Source organism: Pseudomonas sp. Tav-5-1A, assembly GCF_055755055.1.
This window is the reverse complement of the sequence record NZ_CM146901.1, coordinates 3,338,274-3,352,977: the sequence shown is the minus strand read 5'-3', so window position 1 is coordinate 3,352,977 and position 14,704 is coordinate 3,338,274. Positions and strand designations below refer to the sequence as shown.

General features: G+C 68.2%; 11 protein-coding genes and 1 tRNA gene. 7 read left to right on the top strand and 5 right to left on the bottom strand.

Annotated elements, in window-relative coordinates; translation table 11 throughout:
* The first annotated feature begins 90 nt into the window (after positions 1-90).
* Genes fdnG through fdhE form a run of 4 tightly spaced genes read left to right on the top strand, consistent with a single transcriptional unit; the run spans position 91 to position 5,665 of the window.
* Complete coding sequence (gene fdnG, locus AC0J42_RS15315; RefSeq protein ID WP_473002283.1) at positions 91-3,156, top strand: formate dehydrogenase-N subunit alpha; 3,066 nt, start codon at positions 91-93, stop codon at positions 3,154-3,156.
* Positions 3,157-4,092: a formate dehydrogenase subunit beta gene (fdxH, locus tag AC0J42_RS15310; protein WP_473002282.1), complete on the top strand. Its 936-nt coding sequence runs from the start codon at positions 3,157-3,159 to the stop codon at positions 4,090-4,092.
* The gene (locus AC0J42_RS15305) at positions 4,089-4,742 is read left to right on the top strand and encodes a formate dehydrogenase subunit gamma (protein WP_473002281.1); all 654 of its coding nucleotides are present in this window, start codon (positions 4,089-4,091) and stop codon (positions 4,740-4,742) included. The genes fdxH and AC0J42_RS15305 overlap by 4 nt, the downstream gene beginning before the upstream one ends.
* Entirely contained in the window at positions 4,739-5,665 is a 927-nt protein-coding gene (gene fdhE / locus AC0J42_RS15300) for a formate dehydrogenase accessory protein FdhE (protein ID WP_473002280.1), read from the top strand. The genes AC0J42_RS15305 and fdhE overlap by 4 nt, the downstream gene beginning before the upstream one ends.
* A 210-nt stretch (positions 5,666-5,875) precedes the next feature.
* Here the strand turns inward: fdhE and AC0J42_RS15295 are convergent, their stop codons facing one another.
* Complete coding sequence (locus AC0J42_RS15295) at positions 5,876-6,691, bottom strand: class I SAM-dependent methyltransferase (RefSeq protein ID WP_473002279.1); 816 nt, start codon at positions 6,689-6,691, stop codon at positions 5,876-5,878.
* Between the two features lie 21 nt (positions 6,692-6,712).
* Positions 6,713-7,543, bottom strand: a complete 831-nt coding sequence (locus tag AC0J42_RS15290) for a crotonase/enoyl-CoA hydratase family protein (RefSeq protein ID WP_473002278.1) — start codon at positions 7,541-7,543, stop codon at positions 6,713-6,715.
* A 164-nt stretch (positions 7,544-7,707) separates the two neighbouring features.
* Between AC0J42_RS15290 and selA the strand changes: the two genes are divergently transcribed.
* From selA to AC0J42_RS15275, 3 genes are all read left to right on the top strand, one after another.
* Positions 7,708-9,096, top strand: a complete 1,389-nt coding sequence (selA, locus tag AC0J42_RS15285; protein ID WP_473002277.1) for an L-seryl-tRNA(Sec) selenium transferase — start codon at positions 7,708-7,710, stop codon at positions 9,094-9,096.
* A complete protein-coding gene (gene selB, locus AC0J42_RS15280; RefSeq protein WP_473002276.1) occupies positions 9,093-11,006 on the top strand; it encodes a selenocysteine-specific translation elongation factor in 1,914 nt (637 codons plus the stop codon). The genes selA and selB overlap by 4 nt, the downstream gene beginning before the upstream one ends.
* A 10-nt stretch (positions 11,007-11,016) precedes the next feature.
* Positions 11,017-11,112 (top strand) — tRNA-Sec (locus AC0J42_RS15275).
* Between the two features lie 141 nt (positions 11,113-11,253).
* Here AC0J42_RS15275 and AC0J42_RS15270 read toward each other — a convergent pair.
* From AC0J42_RS15270 to AC0J42_RS15260, 3 genes are read right to left on the bottom strand one after another with little or no spacing between them, the layout of a single operon-like run.
* Entirely contained in the window at positions 11,254-12,213 is a 960-nt protein-coding gene (locus tag AC0J42_RS15270) for a D-isomer specific 2-hydroxyacid dehydrogenase family protein (RefSeq protein ID WP_473002275.1), read from the bottom strand.
* Positions 12,210-13,355: an acyl-CoA dehydrogenase family protein gene (locus AC0J42_RS15265; protein WP_473002274.1), complete on the bottom strand. Its 1,146-nt coding sequence runs from the start codon at positions 13,353-13,355 to the stop codon at positions 12,210-12,212. The genes AC0J42_RS15270 and AC0J42_RS15265 overlap by 4 nt, the downstream gene beginning before the upstream one ends.
* A complete protein-coding gene (locus AC0J42_RS15260; protein WP_473002273.1) occupies positions 13,352-14,704 on the bottom strand; it encodes an LLM class flavin-dependent oxidoreductase in 1,353 nt (450 codons plus the stop codon). The genes AC0J42_RS15265 and AC0J42_RS15260 overlap by 4 nt, the downstream gene beginning before the upstream one ends.

The following is a 14,704-nucleotide window of genomic DNA, read 5'->3' as shown; positions in this document are numbered from 1 at the left end:
GCCTGGCGGCAGCTGCTACGCGACATGTGGCCGTCCGCTACTTCCGGGTCTATCGTTAACCCTGACACCCTCAAAACCAGGAGTTGCACGATGGACCTCAACCGTCGTCAGTTCTTCAAGGTCGCCGGCATTGGCCTGGCCGGCGCCAGCATCGGCGCGCTGGGCATGGCGCCGGCGCCGGCGTTTGCCGAGCAGATCCGTCATTTCAAGCTGGCCCACACCAAAGAAACCCGCAACACCTGCCCGTACTGCTCGGTGGGCTGCGGGCTGATCATGTACAGCCAGGGCGACGCGGCGAAGAACGTTGCGCAGAACATCATTCACATCGAAGGCGACGCCGACCACCCGGTGAACCGCGGCACGTTGTGCCCCAAAGGCGCCGGCCTGCTGGACTTCATTCATAGCCCCGACCGCCTGCAATACCCGCAGGTGCGCAAGCCAGGCAGCAACGAGTGGACGCGGGTGAGCTGGGACGAGGCGCTGGACCGCGTGGCGGCGCTGATGAAGGCCGACCGCGACGCCAATTTCGTCGAGAAGAACGACAAGGGCCAGACGGTGAACCGCTGGGTTACCACGGGTTTCCTCGCCGCCTCGGCGGCCTCAAATGAAGCAGGCTACCTGACGCACAAGGTGGTGCGCAGCCTGGGCATGCTGGGGTTCGATAACCAGGCGCGTGTCTGACACGGCCCGACGGTGGCAAGTCTTGCCCCGACGTACGGCCGCGGTGCCATGACCAACACATGGACCGACATAGGCAACGCCAACTTGATTCTGGTGATGGGCGGCAACGCGGCCGAGGCGCACCCGTGCGGCTTCAAATGGGTGACCGAAGCCAAGGCGCACAACCAGGCGCGGCTGATCGTGGTGGACCCACGCTTTACCCGCACGGCTTCGGTGGCCGACTACTACGCGCCGATTCGCACCGGCAGCGACATCGCCTTCATGGGCGGGCTGATCAATTTCCTGCTCACCGAGGACAAGATCCAGCACGAATACGTGCGCAATTACACCGACGTGTCGTTTATCGTCAAGGCCGGCTTCGGCTTCGAAGATGGGCTGTTCACCGGCTACGACGCGGCCAAGCGCACCTACACCGACAAGTCCACCTGGGGCTACGAGCTGGGTGACGACGGCTTCGCCAAGGTCGACCCGACGCTGCAGGACCCGCGCTGCGTGTACCAGCTGATGAAGCAGCACTACAGCCGCTACACCCTGGAGCTGGCCAGCCAGACCTGCGGCATGCCCATGGACGCCATGCGCAAGGTCTGGGACGAAATCGCCACCTGCGCGGTGCCCGGCAAGACCATGACCATCCTCTACGCCCTGGGCTGGACCCAGCACTCCATCGGCTCGCAGATCATCCGCAGCGCGGCCATGGTCCAGCTGTTGCTGGGCAATGTCGGCATGCCCGGCGGCGGCGTCAATGCGTTGCGCGGGCACTCCAACATCCAGGGGCTGACCGACCTGGGGCTGCTGTCCAACTCCCTGCCGGGCTACCTCACCCTGGGGCTGGACGCCGAGCAGGACTACGACGCCTTCATCACCAAGCGCACCCAGAAGCCGCTGCGGCCGGGGCAGTTGTCCTACTGGCAGAACTACAGCAAGTTCCACGTCAGCCTGATGAAGTCCTGGTACGGCGCCAACGCCACGGCCGACAACCACTGGGGCTACGACTGGCTGCCGAAGCTGGACATTCCCAACTACGACATCCTGAAAATGTTCGACCTGATGGGCCAGGGCAAGGTCAACGGCTACATCTGCCAGGGCTTCAACCCCATCGCCGCGCTGCCCGACAAGAACCGGGTGATGAAGGCCCTGGCCAAGCTGAAATGGCTGGTGGTGATGGACCCACTGGCCACCGAGACCTCGCAGTTCTGGGAGAAGGTGGGGCCGTTCAACGATGTCGACACCGGCGCCATCCAGACCGAGGTCATCCGCCTGCCCACCACCTGTTTTGCCGAGGAAGACGGCTCGCTGGTCAACAGCAGCCGCTGGCTGCAATGGCACTGGAAAGGCGCCGACGGGCCGGGCGAGGTGCGCACCGACGTGTCGATCATGAGCGCGCTGTACATGCGTTTGAAGGCGATGTACCAGGCCAAGGGCGGCGCGTATGCCGAGCCGCTGCTGAAGCTGTCGTGGCCGTACAAGGTCCCCGACGAGCCGTCGCCCGAAGAGCTTGCCAAGGAGCTCAACGGTGCGGCCGTGGTGGACTTCACCGACGCCACCGGCGCGGCCGTCAAGGGCGGCAGCCAGCTGGCCGGTTTCGCCCAGCTCAAGGACGACGGCAGCACCGCCTCGGGCTGCTGGATTTTCTGCGGCAGCTGGACCGAGCAGGGCAACCAGATGGCCCGGCGCGACAACAGCGACCCCTACGGCATGAAGCAGCACCTGGGCTGGGCCTGGGCCTGGCCGATGAACCGGCGCATCCTGTACAACCGCGCCTCGGCCGACCCTGCGGGCAAGCCCTGGGATGAGAAAAAACGCCTGGTGTGGTGGAACGGCAAGAGCTGGGGCGGCACCGACGTGCCCGACTACAAGGCCGACGTGCCGCCGGAAGCGGGCATGAACCCGTTCATCATGAACCCCGAGGGCGTAGCGCGTTTCTTCGCCGTGGACAAGATGAACGAGGGGCCATTCCCCGAGCACTACGAGCCGTTCGAGACGCCCATCGGCATCAACCCGCTGCACCCGGGCAACAAGCAGGTGGTCAGCAACCCGGCGGCGCGCATCTTCGACTCGGTGTGGGACTCGCTGGGCCAGGCCAAGGACTTCCCGTATGCGGCCACCAGCTACCGGCTCACCGAGCACTTCCACTTCTGGAGCAAGCACTGCCGCCTCAACGCCATTGCCCAGCCCGAGCAGTTCGTTGAGATCGGCGAGGTGCTGGCGGGCGAGAAGGGCATTGCGGCCGGCGACCGCGTGCGCGTCAGTTGCAAGCGCGGCTTCATCGAGGCGGTGGCGGTGGTGACCAAGCGCATCCGGCCGCTGCAGGTGAACGGCCAGGTGGTGCACCACATCGGCATCCCGCTGCACTGGGGCTTCACCGGGGTGACGCGCCACGGCTTCCTCACCAACACCCTGGTGCCGTTCCTGGGCGATGGCAATTCGCAGACCCCGGAATCCAAGTCGTTCCTGGTCAACGTGGAGAAAATCTAGATGGCCATTCAAGACATTCTCGCGCAGTCGGCCACCACCACGCCGCCTTCGTCGGTGCGCCAGTTGGAGGAGGTGGCCAAGCTCATCGACACCACCAAGTGCATCGGCTGCAAGGCCTGCCAGGTGGCGTGCTCGGAGTGGAACGAGCTGCGCGACGAGGTGGGGCACAACCACGGCACCTACGACAACCCCATGGACCTGACGGCGGAAAGCTGGACGGTGATGCGCTTCACCGAACACGAAAACACTGCCAGCGGTAACCTCGAGTGGCTGATCCGCAAGGACGGCTGCATGCACTGCGCCGACCCCGGCTGCCTGAAGGCCTGCCCCAGCCCCGGGGCCATCATCAAGCACGCCAACGGCATCGTCGATTTCAACCAGGACCACTGCATCGGCTGCGGCTATTGCATCACCGGCTGCCCGTTCAACATCCCGCGCATCTCGCAGAAGGACCACAAGGCCTACAAGTGCACGCTGTGCTCGGACCGGGTGTCGGTGGGCCTTGAGCCGGCCTGCGTGAAGACCTGCCCCACGGGCGCCATCGTCTTCGGCACCAAGGCGGACATGAAGGAGCACGCCGCCGAGCGCATCGTCGACCTGAAAAGCCGCGGCTTTGACCAGGCCGGTCTCTACGACCCGGACGGCGTTGGTGGCACCCACGTGATGTACGTGCTGCACCACGCCGACCAGCCCGCGCTGTACGCCGGCCTGCCCAACCAGCCCACCATCAGCCCGCTGGTGGGGCTGTGGAAGGGCGTGACCAAGCCCTTGGCGCTGCTGGCCATGGGGGCTGCGGTGCTGGCCGGGTTCTTCCACTACGTGCGCGTGGGCCCACAGCTGACCGAAGAGGATGAAGAACCGCATGCCGACCCGGCCGTGCACCAGGTCGACCCGGCGGTGCACACCTACGACCCCCGCGGGGAGGACCGGCCATGATGCCCAAGCAGATCCTGCGCTACACCGCCAACCAGCGCACCAACCATTGGCTGGTGGCGATCCTGTTCTTCATGGCCGGGCTGTCGGGCCTGGCGCTGTTCCACCCGGCGCTGTTCTGGCTCAGCAACCTGTTCGGCGGCGGGCCGTGGACGCGCATCCTGCACCCGTTCATGGGCGTGGCCATGTTCGTGCTGTTCATGGGCCTGGTGATTCGCTTCTGGCGCGCCAACTTTTTCATTCACAACGACAAGCTGTGGCTCAAGCGCATCGACCGGGTGATGCTCAACGAGGAGGAGGGCGTACCGCCCATCGGCAAGTACAACCCCGGGCAGAAGCTGCTGTTCTGGACCTTGCTGGCCTGCATGCTGGTGCTACTGTTGAGTGGCGTGGTGATCTGGCGGGTGTATTTCAGCCAGTGGTTCGGCATCACCACCCTTCGCCTGGCGGTGCTGGCCCATGCCGCGGCCGCCTTCGTGCTGGTGACCAGCATCATCGTACACATCTACGCCGGTATCTGGATCAAGGGTTCGGTGGACGCCATGCTGCATGGCTGGGTCAGCCGGGCGTGGGCGCGCAAGCACCACGCGTTGTGGTACCGCGAGGTGACCGGCGACAAGGTCACCGATCATCCCCCCAGGAGCAAACCTTGAGCAGGATTCTCGAACCGCAACACATCGCCGCCTCCAGCAGCACGCCGCCGTTGTTCAGCCTGCCGCCGGCGGGGCTGTTCAGCCACCGCGCCGCGCGCTTGCACAGCCTGGCGGCCGGGCACGCGCTGGGCGAGTACCTGAACCTGGCGGGTGACTTGTGCCAGGTGCAGCAGAGCCTGCTCGACCACCCTCCGGCAGCGCCGACGCCTGCGCCCGAGCGCCTGCAGATGTGCCACCAGCACGGCCTGCCGCCGCTGGTGTTCGACAGCCTGGTGCGCGAAGGGGCCTGGCAGCCGTGGCTGGACGCCTTGCTGCTGCGTTATTCGCCGCCGGCGCAACCGGCGGTGCAGCAGGCGTTGCTGCAATTGGAAGGGGCCAGCGCCGACCAGCGCAAGGTCTGGGCCCTGGGCCTGCTGAGCGGGCAATACAGCGCGGTGCCTGCTGCCGTGGCGCCGTTCCTCGGCGCGGCCCTGCAGGCAGCGTGGACCCACTGGCTGCTGGACATGCCGGGCATGGCGCTCACGCCCGGCCCGCACCTGAACCAGTGCCCGGCCTGCGGCTCGCCGGCCATGGCCGGGGTCATCCGCCACCGCGGCGCGTACAACGGCCTGCGCTATCTGGTGTGCTCGCTGTGCGCCTGCGAATGGCACGCGGTGCGGGTCAAGTGCATCTACTGCGAGAAAAGCCAGGGCCTGCAATACACCAGCCTTGCCACCGACCGCCACGCTCCGGGCACGGCACCGCTGCGCGCCGAAACCTGCCCCCATTGCGGCAGCTACCTCAAGCTGCTGTACTTGGAGCACGACGCCGACGCCGAAGCGTTGTCGGCGGACCTTGCCAGCCTGCCGCTGGACCTGCGCCTGGACGAAGAAGGCTACCAGCGCCAGGCGCCGAACCTGCTGCTGTCCCCCGGCGCGGCCTGACGCAGCATTTCCCGTAGCAGCTGCCGAAGGCTGCGTCCGGCCCCCCCCCGGTGTTTAAAGGAATACGCGGCGCGTTCGGACGCGGCCTGCGGCCGCTGCTACAGGTGCGGTGTACGCAGAATTTCGCGTAGCAGCTGCCGAAGGCTGCGTCTGCCCCCCCCGGTGTTTCAAGGATTTCGCGGCGCTTTCGGACGCAGCCTGCGGCCGCTGCTACGGCACCTGGGTCCAGGCGCAGATTTGCGTGGGGCCCAGCAATTGCGCGTGGGCCTGCACGCAGGCCGTGCGCAAGCGGTGCTCCAGGCTCGCCACATCGGCCTCTGCTTCGCACGTCACCCCCAGGCGCACCAAGTGCGGCAACACGCCATGAATGGCCTCCGCTGCCCAACGATAAAAGGGTGACTGCGCTCCACCGCCCACCGGCCTTTCGCAGAGCAGCCCCGGTTGCGGCAACCCGGCTTGGGCAAAACACTCGATCATTCGCCCCGCCACCTCGCAATTTGGCGCCCCCGCGCGCAAGGCCGTGACGAACCACCGGCCCAGCTGGTCCCACAGTGCAACGCCGGGGTGGGATTCAACGATCGGTTCCATGATCAGCAGTTCATGCAAACCCATCACGCCCCCCGGCCATAGAAACCCCGCCGCCTTGCGCAGGAACGCCACGGGGTTCGCCTGGTGCACCATCACGTAACGGCCAATCACTGCATCAAAAGGCTGGCGGCTGGTGAATGTGTCGATTTCGTCGACGACAAAGCTCGCCTGCGTCAACCCCGCCAGCCTGGCACGGTGGCGGGCCAGTGCCACGGCCTCGGCGCTGCGATCAATGCCCATGACCGCGCCCCCACGCCCCACCCGTTCGCTGACCAGCAGGGTCACGTCGCCCGCGCCGCAGCCCAGGTCCAGGACGCGCATGCCGGGCTCGATGCCCATCTGCTCGATCAGGCGCGTAGTGAAGGGTTCCAGCACTTGGGCCTGAAACATCAGGCGCTCCAGCTCTTGGGGCGAATGGCCAAATACATAGTCCACCATGATGATGCCTCCTCCGATGTTTCAGGGCTGGGGCGCCAGGCGCGTGCGTTGCCGTTGCACCAGATGCTTCATGTGCACCAGGTTCGCTGGCGACAGACGCAACGCGGCGTCCACCCACTGGGCGGTGATGGTCAGCAATTCCTCATGGCTGATGGGCATGGCCACCTCTCGCGCCGCAGGCATCGCCGCAAGGCCGTTGTGGCGTGCCTGGGTTTCGTCGACGAAGGCGTGTAGCGCGGCCACGCCCGTGCCGGTGGGCACCACCCGGTCGACAACCCCCATGGCCAGGCACGCCTGGGCCGAGTAGGTGGCGCCGCCACCCATCATCGCCTCGGTGGCACGCATGCCGATGCGCCGGCGCAGCAGGCTGTAGCCGCCCATGCCGGGGAACAGGTTGAACAGGATTTCCGGAAAGCCGAAGGTGGCGTGCTCCTCGGCTATCAGCACATCATTGGCCAGCGCCGCTTCCAGCCCACCGCCCAGCGCCGGGCCTTGCACCAGTGCCAGGGTAATCAGCGGCGAAGCCTGATAGTGCATTATCCGCCGGTGCAGGATACCCACGCACTGCGTCGCGTAGGCCAGCAAAACGCCGTGGTCGCGCCGTTCGATGCAGTCGACGAAATGTGCCAGGTCGCCACCCAGGCTGAAGTAGCCTGGTGTTCGCGAGGCCCAGGCATAGTAATTCACGGGCTGAAAGGCACTGGTACGAAGCGGGCCTTCGGCGGTGTCCAGCGATTGCTCGTGCGCCTGCACATCGTCCAGCAGCTGGGGCGTGAAACTGGGCACCGCCAGCGGGGCAAAATACCCCCACAGCAAACGTCGTGCTCCGTCGTAGTGGGTAAGATATTGCATGGCGCGCCCTCGGTGTGGGGTTCGCCATACCGTAGAGAAACGGCGCCGGGCGCGATACTGGTAGGTTTGACAGGAGGCCACAGGCCAGTATCGACCTGTCCGCTGCTACGCGCGTTCGAGGTTCAGCGGCTACGCTGTGGGGGTATTCACACCGGAGCCCCCTGATGCCCCCGCGCCTGCCCTCGGTCGACAGCCTGTTGCGCCACGCTGCCTGCCTGCCTTTGCTCAACCGCTATGGCCGCCCGGCCACCCTTGAAGCGTTGCGTGGGCTGCTCGATGACCTGCGCCAGGGCGAGGCTTCGCACAGCGCGGAGCTGTCAGCCGAGGTGCTGCTGGGCCGCGTCAGCGAGCGGCTGCACGTGCAGCACCAGAGCCGCGTGCGCCGGGTGTTCAACCTCACCGGCACGGTGCTGCACACCAACCTGGGGCGGGCGCTGTTGCCCGAGGTGGCGGTCGAGGCGGTGCTGGCCGCGGCCCGCTACCCGTTGAACCTGGAATTCGACCTGGCCACCGGCAAGCGTGGCGACCGTGACGACCTGATCGAGGGCCTGATTCGCGAACTGACCGGCGCCGAGGCCGTGACGGTGGTCAACAACAACGCCGCCGCCGTGCTGCTGGCCCTCAACAGCCTGGGCGCGCGCAAGGAAGGGATTATCTCGCGCGGCGAGCTGATCGAGATTGGCGGCGCCTTCCGCATCCCCGACATCATGGCCCGCGCCGGGGTGAAGCTGCACGAGGTGGGCACCACCAACCGCACCCACGCCCGCGACTATGAGGCCGCCATCAACCCGCGCAGCGGCCTGGTGATGCGCGTGCACAGCAGCAACTACAGCATCCAGGGCTTTACCGCCCAGGTGCCCACCGCCGAGCTGGCGCAGCTGGCCCACCAGCACGGCCTGCCGCTACTGGAGGACTTGGGGAGCGGCAGCCTGCTGGACCTGACGCGCTGGGGCCTGCCCGCCGAGCCCACGGTGCGCCAGGCCCTGGCCGACGGCGCCGACATTGTCACCTTCAGCGGCGACAAGCTGCTGGGCGGCCCGCAGGCGGGGCTGATCGTGGGCCGCAAGGACCTGATCGCGAAGATCAAGAAGAACCCGCTCAAGCGCGCGCTGCGGGTCGACAAGCTGACCCTGGCGGCGCTGGAAGCGGTGCTGGGCCTGTACCGCGACCCCGACCGCCTGGCCGAACGCCTGCCCAGCCTGTGCCTGCTGACCCGCCCACCGCAGCAACTGCAGGCCCAGGCCGAGCGCCTGCGCCCTGCCGTGGCGCAGGTGCTGGGGGAGGGCTGGACGGTGGCCGCCGAACCGGCGCTGGGCATGATCGGCAGCGGCAGCCAGCCGGTGGCGCGCTTGCCCGGCGCGGCGCTGTGCCTGCGCCCGCAGGTGTCCAAGCGCCTGCGCGGGCGCCAGTTGCTTGGCCTGGAGGCGCGCCTGCGCGGCCTGCCGATTCCGGTGCTGGGGCGCCTGGACGACGACGCCTTGTGGCTGGACGTGCGCCAGTTGGACGATGAACCGGCGTTCCTGGCGCAGTTGCCCGGGTGGGCCGCACCGTGATCATTGGCACCGCCGGCCACATCGACCACGGCAAGACCGCGCTGCTGGCGGCGCTCACCGGGCAGGCCGGCGACCGCCGCCGCGAGGAGCGCGAGCGCGGCATCACCATCGACCTGGGCTACCAGTACGCGGCGCTGGAACGTGACGCCCCGCTGACCGGCTTCATCGACGTGCCCGGCCACGAGCGCTTCGTCCACAACATGCTCGCCGGCGCCCAGGGCATCGACCTGGTGCTGCTGGTGGTGGCCGCCGACGACGGCATCATGCCGCAGACCCTGGAACACCTGGCCATCGTCCAGCTGCTGGGCATTCCCCAGGCGCTGGTGGCCATCACCAAGTGCGACCGGGTGCCGCCGGAGCGCGTGCGCGAAGTGCAGGCCCAGGTCGACCGGCTGCTGGCCGACGGGCCCTACGCGGCGGCGCGGCGCATTCCCGTGTCCAGCGTCACCGGCGCCGGCATCGACACGCTGCTCAAGACCCTGGTGATGATGCAGCGCGAAATGCGCCAGGCCCGCGACAGCGGCGGCTTTCGCCTGGCCATCGACCGCGCGTTCACGGTGCCGGGCGCCGGCATCGTGGTGACCGGCACGGCCATCGCCGGCCAGGTGCAAGTGGGCGACGCGCTGCTGCTGGGGGCCGAAGGCCGCCCGGTGAAAGTGCGCGGCCTGCACGCCCAGAACCAGGCCGCCAGCCAGGCCCTGGCCGGGCAACGGGTGGCACTGAACCTTGCCGGCGAGCGCCTAGCCCTGGCGCACATCCACCGCGGCGACTGGCTGGTGCCCGAATGGTTGTTCGCGCCCAGCCAGCGCATCGACATCGAACTGCAACTGCTGGCCAGCGAAGCCAGGCCCTTCGAGCATTTCAGCCCGGTGCATGTGCACCTGGGCACCCAGGACGTCACCGCGCGGGTGGCACTGCTGGAGGGCAGCAGCCTGGCCCCCGGCGCCAGCATGCTCGCGCAGCTGCTGGTGAATGCACCCATGCAGGCGGTGCGCGGCGACCGCCTGGTGCTGCGCGACCAGAGCGCCCAGCGCACCCTGGGCGGCGGCCGCGTGCTGGACCCGTTCGCGCCGTCACGCCAGCGCCGCAGCCCGGCAAGGCTGGCGCAGTTGCAGGTGCTGGCCAGCGCCACCAGCCTTGAAGGCGCCTTGCCGATGCTGCTGGCCCACAATGGCAGCGGCCTCGACCCGCAGCGCCTGGAACGCCAGTTCAACCGCCCGCGCGAGACCTGGCGGCTGCCGCCCGGCGTGCGGGTGGTGGCCACGCGGCAGGGGCCGTTGCTGTTCAACGAACAGCGCTGGCAGTCGCTGAAGGTGGCGCTGCTGGCACACCTCGAGCGCTTTCATGAGCTGGAAGCCGACCAGATGGGCCCCGACCGTGACCGGCTACGGCGCTTCGCCGCCTTGCCGGTGGAGCGCCCGGCGTACATCAGCCTGCTGGAGGAATTGCTGGGTGAAGGGGCGCTGCTGGCCAGCGGGCCGTGGCTGCACCTGCCCGGCCACCAGCCGCAATTGAACGCTGGGGACGATGCCTTGTGGCAGCACCTGCAGCCGTTGCTGGAGGCGGGCGGCCTGGACCCGCCCTGGGTGCGCGAGCTGGCCAGCGCCAGCGGTCACGACGACGCTAGCGTGCGCCTGCTGCTGCGCAAGCTGGCGAGGCTTGGGCAGGTGCACCAGGTGGTCAAGGATCTGTTTTACCCCGACGCTACGTTGCGGCAAATGGCGGCTATGCTGAGGCAACTGCACGGGCTGGGGCCGGATATCCAGGTCACCGCGTTTCGTGACCGGGTGGGCCTGGGCCGCAAGCGCAGCATCCAGGTGCTGGAATTCTTCGACCGCATCGGCCTGACCCGCAGGCTGGGCGAACACCGCCGCCTGCGCCTGGAAAACCCCTTGGCGCAGGACGGCTGAACCCTTTACAGGAAGGCAATCGCGCCCGGTGGCGCGGCCGGGCTTCAAACCCGGTTGGGGACGGCAGCCGTTCCCGGGCAGGTTCGACTCCGGCTGCCTTCCGCCATTTTCGTGTGGGCCCTGGGACGCAGACTTCGGCAGCTGCTACGGGGGATTTGGGTGGGGCTTGGACGCGGCCTTTGGCCGCTGCTACGGGGCTTCTCGTAGCAGCGGCCGCAGGCCGCGTCCGCAGGCAACGCGGTGTTGGTCAATACCCGCGTACGCGGTCAGCCAGGTTGTGCAGGGGCTGTTCGGTGAGGAAACGGTCGAGGTTATCCAGCAGGATATCGGCAATCGCCTCGGCGCCGCGGGTGGAGATGGCCGAGGTGTGCGGCGACAGGCGCACCTTGGGGTGGCTGTACAGGCGGTGGCCGTCGGGCAGCGGTTCGGGCTCGGTGACGTCCAGGGTGGCGAAGCCCAGCGGCCCATGGTCCAGGGCGTGCAGCAGCGCGTCCTGGTCCAGCAATCCGCCACGGGCGATGTTGATCAGGTGCAACCCCGGCTTGGCGCTGGCCAGCACTTCGGCGTTGATCAGGTGGCGGGTGTCCGGCGTCAGCGGCGCGGCCACGACCAAATGATCTGATTCGGCGAACAGGTGGTGAATGTCACGCGCCGTCTCCACGCCAGCCACGCCCAGCGGCGCGTCGCTCTGGCGCAGGGCAACCACCCGCAGGCCCAGGGCCTGGGCCTTGTGCGCCAGCGCCGTGCCAATGGAGCCGAAACCAAGAATACCCAAGGTCTGGCCCTTCACCGGCGTCAGGGCGGTGAACTGCCAGTCGGCGTTGTTCACCCAAATGTCGGGCAGGTGCTTGTTGCAGGCGAAGATCGCCGCCAAGGCGAACTCGGCAATCGGGTCGCTGGCACTGCCGCGCGCGGTGGTCACCGGCAGGCCGTCGAACAGCCACGCCGGGTAGAAATCGATGCCCGAGGACGCCAGCTGAATCCAGCGCAGGCCGTAGGGCCAGCCCGGCGGCGGGGTGTCCGGGGCCTGGTAGCCGCGCACGTTGATGGGCCGGCCCATGAGAATGCGCGCCTCGGGCGGCAGGTCGCTGGGCACGCCCACCGGCACCTCTATCACCTTCACGCCGGGGTGGGTGGTGGCCAGGCGCGCACGCAGGGCCTGGTTGAACGGCGCGTCCAGCTGGCTGGCGATGACCAGGTCGCTCATGGCGTGACTCCTGTGCTTAACGCGGCGAAGGCGGCCTTGCCGACGCCGGTGAAAATGGCGTCGTTCTGCGGCGTATGCACGCGGCTGCAGAGCACGTCGCGGTAATGCCGTTGCAGCGGGTTGTGGCGCGACAGGCCGGGGTTGCCCGAGGCCTGGATGGCCAGCTCCACCGCGCGGATGGCGTTGTCGGTGACCAGGTACTTGATCTGCGCCGCGTGCTGCGGCGCGGTCAGGCCCTGGGCGGCGGCGTCCAGCAGGCTGCGGTTGTTGAACAGCAGGGTGTCGATCTGGCCGACGGTCTCCTGGAAGCGCGGCAGGCTCGACAGCGGCGCGCCGAGGTTGGACGGCGTGCGCTCGGTGAGCCACTGCACCAGCCAGTCGCGGGCCGACTGCGCCACGCCGTCGTACACGGCAGACAACAGCACCGCCATCCACAGCAGGCCCTGGGCGTCCAGTTCAGCCGCCGGGGCGCTGGCCGGGCTGACGCTGACGGCGTGGTCCAGCGGCACCAGCACGTCATCGAAGCTGATCTCATGGCTGCAGGTGGCGCGCATGCCCAGGTGGTCCCAGGTGTCGACGATGGCGATGCCCGGGGTGTCGCGGTGCACCAGCCAGGCGCCCACCAGCGGGTCGGCGTCGTCGCTGCGCGCCCACACGCTGTACCAGCTCAGGCCGTGGCTGCCGGTGGAATAGATCTTGGTGCCGCTCAGGCGCCAGCCTTCCGGCGTGCGCCGGGCGATGGTCGCCGGCAGGCCGCCGCGCGCCGGGGTGCCCAGGTCGGGCTCCACGCGCAGGGCGTTGATCAACGCGCCGTTGCGCACCGCGTCCTCGCTGACCCGTTGGCGCAGCGCCTCGGGCCAGCTGCTGAACGGCAGCCGCGCGTGCTGCAGGTACTGCATCACCAGGATCAGCGCCGTGGACGGCTCGCCCCGGGCCACGGCGGCGATCACCTCGCGCGCCTGGGCCAGGGTGGCGCCGCCACCGCCGTAGGCCGTGGGCACGGTGTAGCCCAGCAGGCCGTGGCGGTGCAGCAGGGCGAAGTTGGCTGCCGGGAACTGCCCGGTGCGGTCGTGCAGCTCGGCGCTGGCGGCCAGTTGCGCGGTCAGCGTCGGCAGCAGGGTGCGGTAGCTGAATTCGCTCATGCCAGTTCTTCCTCGGCAGGCGCCCTGGCGGCGGCCGGCGCGGCGTTGCGGTTGGCTGGCACGGCCAGGCCCAGGTGCTCGCGCAGGGTGCTGCCGGTGTAGGCGCTGCGGAACAGGCCGCGCTGCACCAGCACCGGCACCACCAGTTCGGTGAAGTACTGCAGGCCGTCCGGCAGCACCGAGTTGATGATGAAACCATCGGCGGCGCCCGCCTTGAACCAGTGCTCGATGTGGTCGGCGACCTGCGCAGGCGTGCCGACGAAGTCACGCTTGGGCCGCGAGAAATACAGCGCCACCTCGCGCAGCGTCCAGTCGTTCTCGCGCGCCAGTTCGATGATGCGCTCGCTGCTGCCTTTGTGGCTGTTGGCGCCCAGGTGGCCGACGTCGGGGAAGGGCGCGTCCAGCGGGTATTGGCTGAAGTCATGGTCGTTGAACGGCCGGCCGAGGGCGACGATGGCGTCCTCGATGCTGACCAGGTCCACGGCCTGCTGGTAGCGGCTTTCCACCTCGGCCTCGTCACGGCCGACGATGGGACGGATGCCAGGCAGGATGGCCAGTTTGTGCGGGTCGCGGCCGGCCTCGGCAGCGCGGCGCTTGAGGTCCTGGTAGTAGGCGCTGGCCTGTTCGAAATTCTCGCCGTGGACGAAGATCGCGTCGGCGTTGCCGGCGGCGAAGTGGCGGCCGTCTTCCGAGGTGCCAGCCTGGAAGATCGGCGGCTGGCCCTGGGGCGAGCGGGCGATGTTCAGCGGGCCCTTGACCGCGAAGAACTCGCCCTTGTGGCCCAGGGTGTGCAACTTGGCCGGGTCGAAGAACTGGCCGGTCTGCTTGTCGTAGGTGAAGGCGTCGTCTTCCCAGCTGTCCCACAGGCCCTTGACCACGTCCACGTGCTCGCGAGCGATGCGGTAGCGGGTTGCGTGGGCCGGGTGCTCGGGCTTGCCGAAGTTGTCGGCGGTGCCGCTCAGCCACGAGGTCACCACGTTCCAGCCGGCGCGGCCGCCGCTGAGCAGGTCCAGGGAGGCGAACTGGCGCGCCACCTGGAACGGTTCGGTGTAGCTGACGGTGACGGTGGCCACCAGGCCGATGTGCTCGGTGGTGGCCGCCAGCGCCGAAAGAATGGTCAACGGCTCGAAGCGGTTGAGGTAATGCGGGCTGGACTTTTCGTGAATGTGCAGGCTGTCAGCGATAAAGGCGAAGTCGAACTTGGCCCCTTCCGCCAGCTGCGCCTGCTGCTTGTAGAAGGCCAGGCTGGTGCTGGCGTTGGGCAGCGCCTTGGGGTGGCGCCATTCGCCCCAGCCGTGGCCGACGCCGTGGATCATGGCTCCGAGTTTGAGTTGGCGTTGCTGGGTCAT

Bases quoted from the DNA above. Each gene is read 5' to 3' on its own strand.
- fdxH (WP_473002282.1), top strand. From the start codon at position 3,157: ATGGCCATTCAAGACATTCTCGCGCAGTCGGCCACCACCACGCCGCCT.
- AC0J42_RS15305 (WP_473002281.1), top strand. From the start codon at position 4,089: ATGATGCCCAAGCAGATCCTGCGCTACACCGCCAACCAGCGCACCAAC.
- AC0J42_RS15295 (WP_473002279.1), bottom strand. From the start codon at position 6,691: ATGGTGGACTATGTATTTGGCCATTCGCCCCAAGAGCTGGAGCGCCTG.
- AC0J42_RS15290 (WP_473002278.1), bottom strand. From the start codon at position 7,543: ATGCAATATCTTACCCACTACGACGGAGCACGACGTTTGCTGTGGGGG.
- selA (WP_473002277.1), top strand. From the start codon at position 7,708: ATGCCCCCGCGCCTGCCCTCGGTCGACAGCCTGTTGCGCCACGCTGCC.
- AC0J42_RS15270 (WP_473002275.1), bottom strand. From the start codon at position 12,213: ATGAGCGACCTGGTCATCGCCAGCCAGCTGGACGCGCCGTTCAACCAG.
- AC0J42_RS15265 (WP_473002274.1), bottom strand. From the start codon at position 13,355: ATGAGCGAATTCAGCTACCGCACCCTGCTGCCGACGCTGACCGCGCAA.
- AC0J42_RS15260 (WP_473002273.1), bottom strand. From the start codon at position 14,704: ATGACCCAGCAACGCCAACTCAAACTCGGAGCCATGATCCACGGCGTC.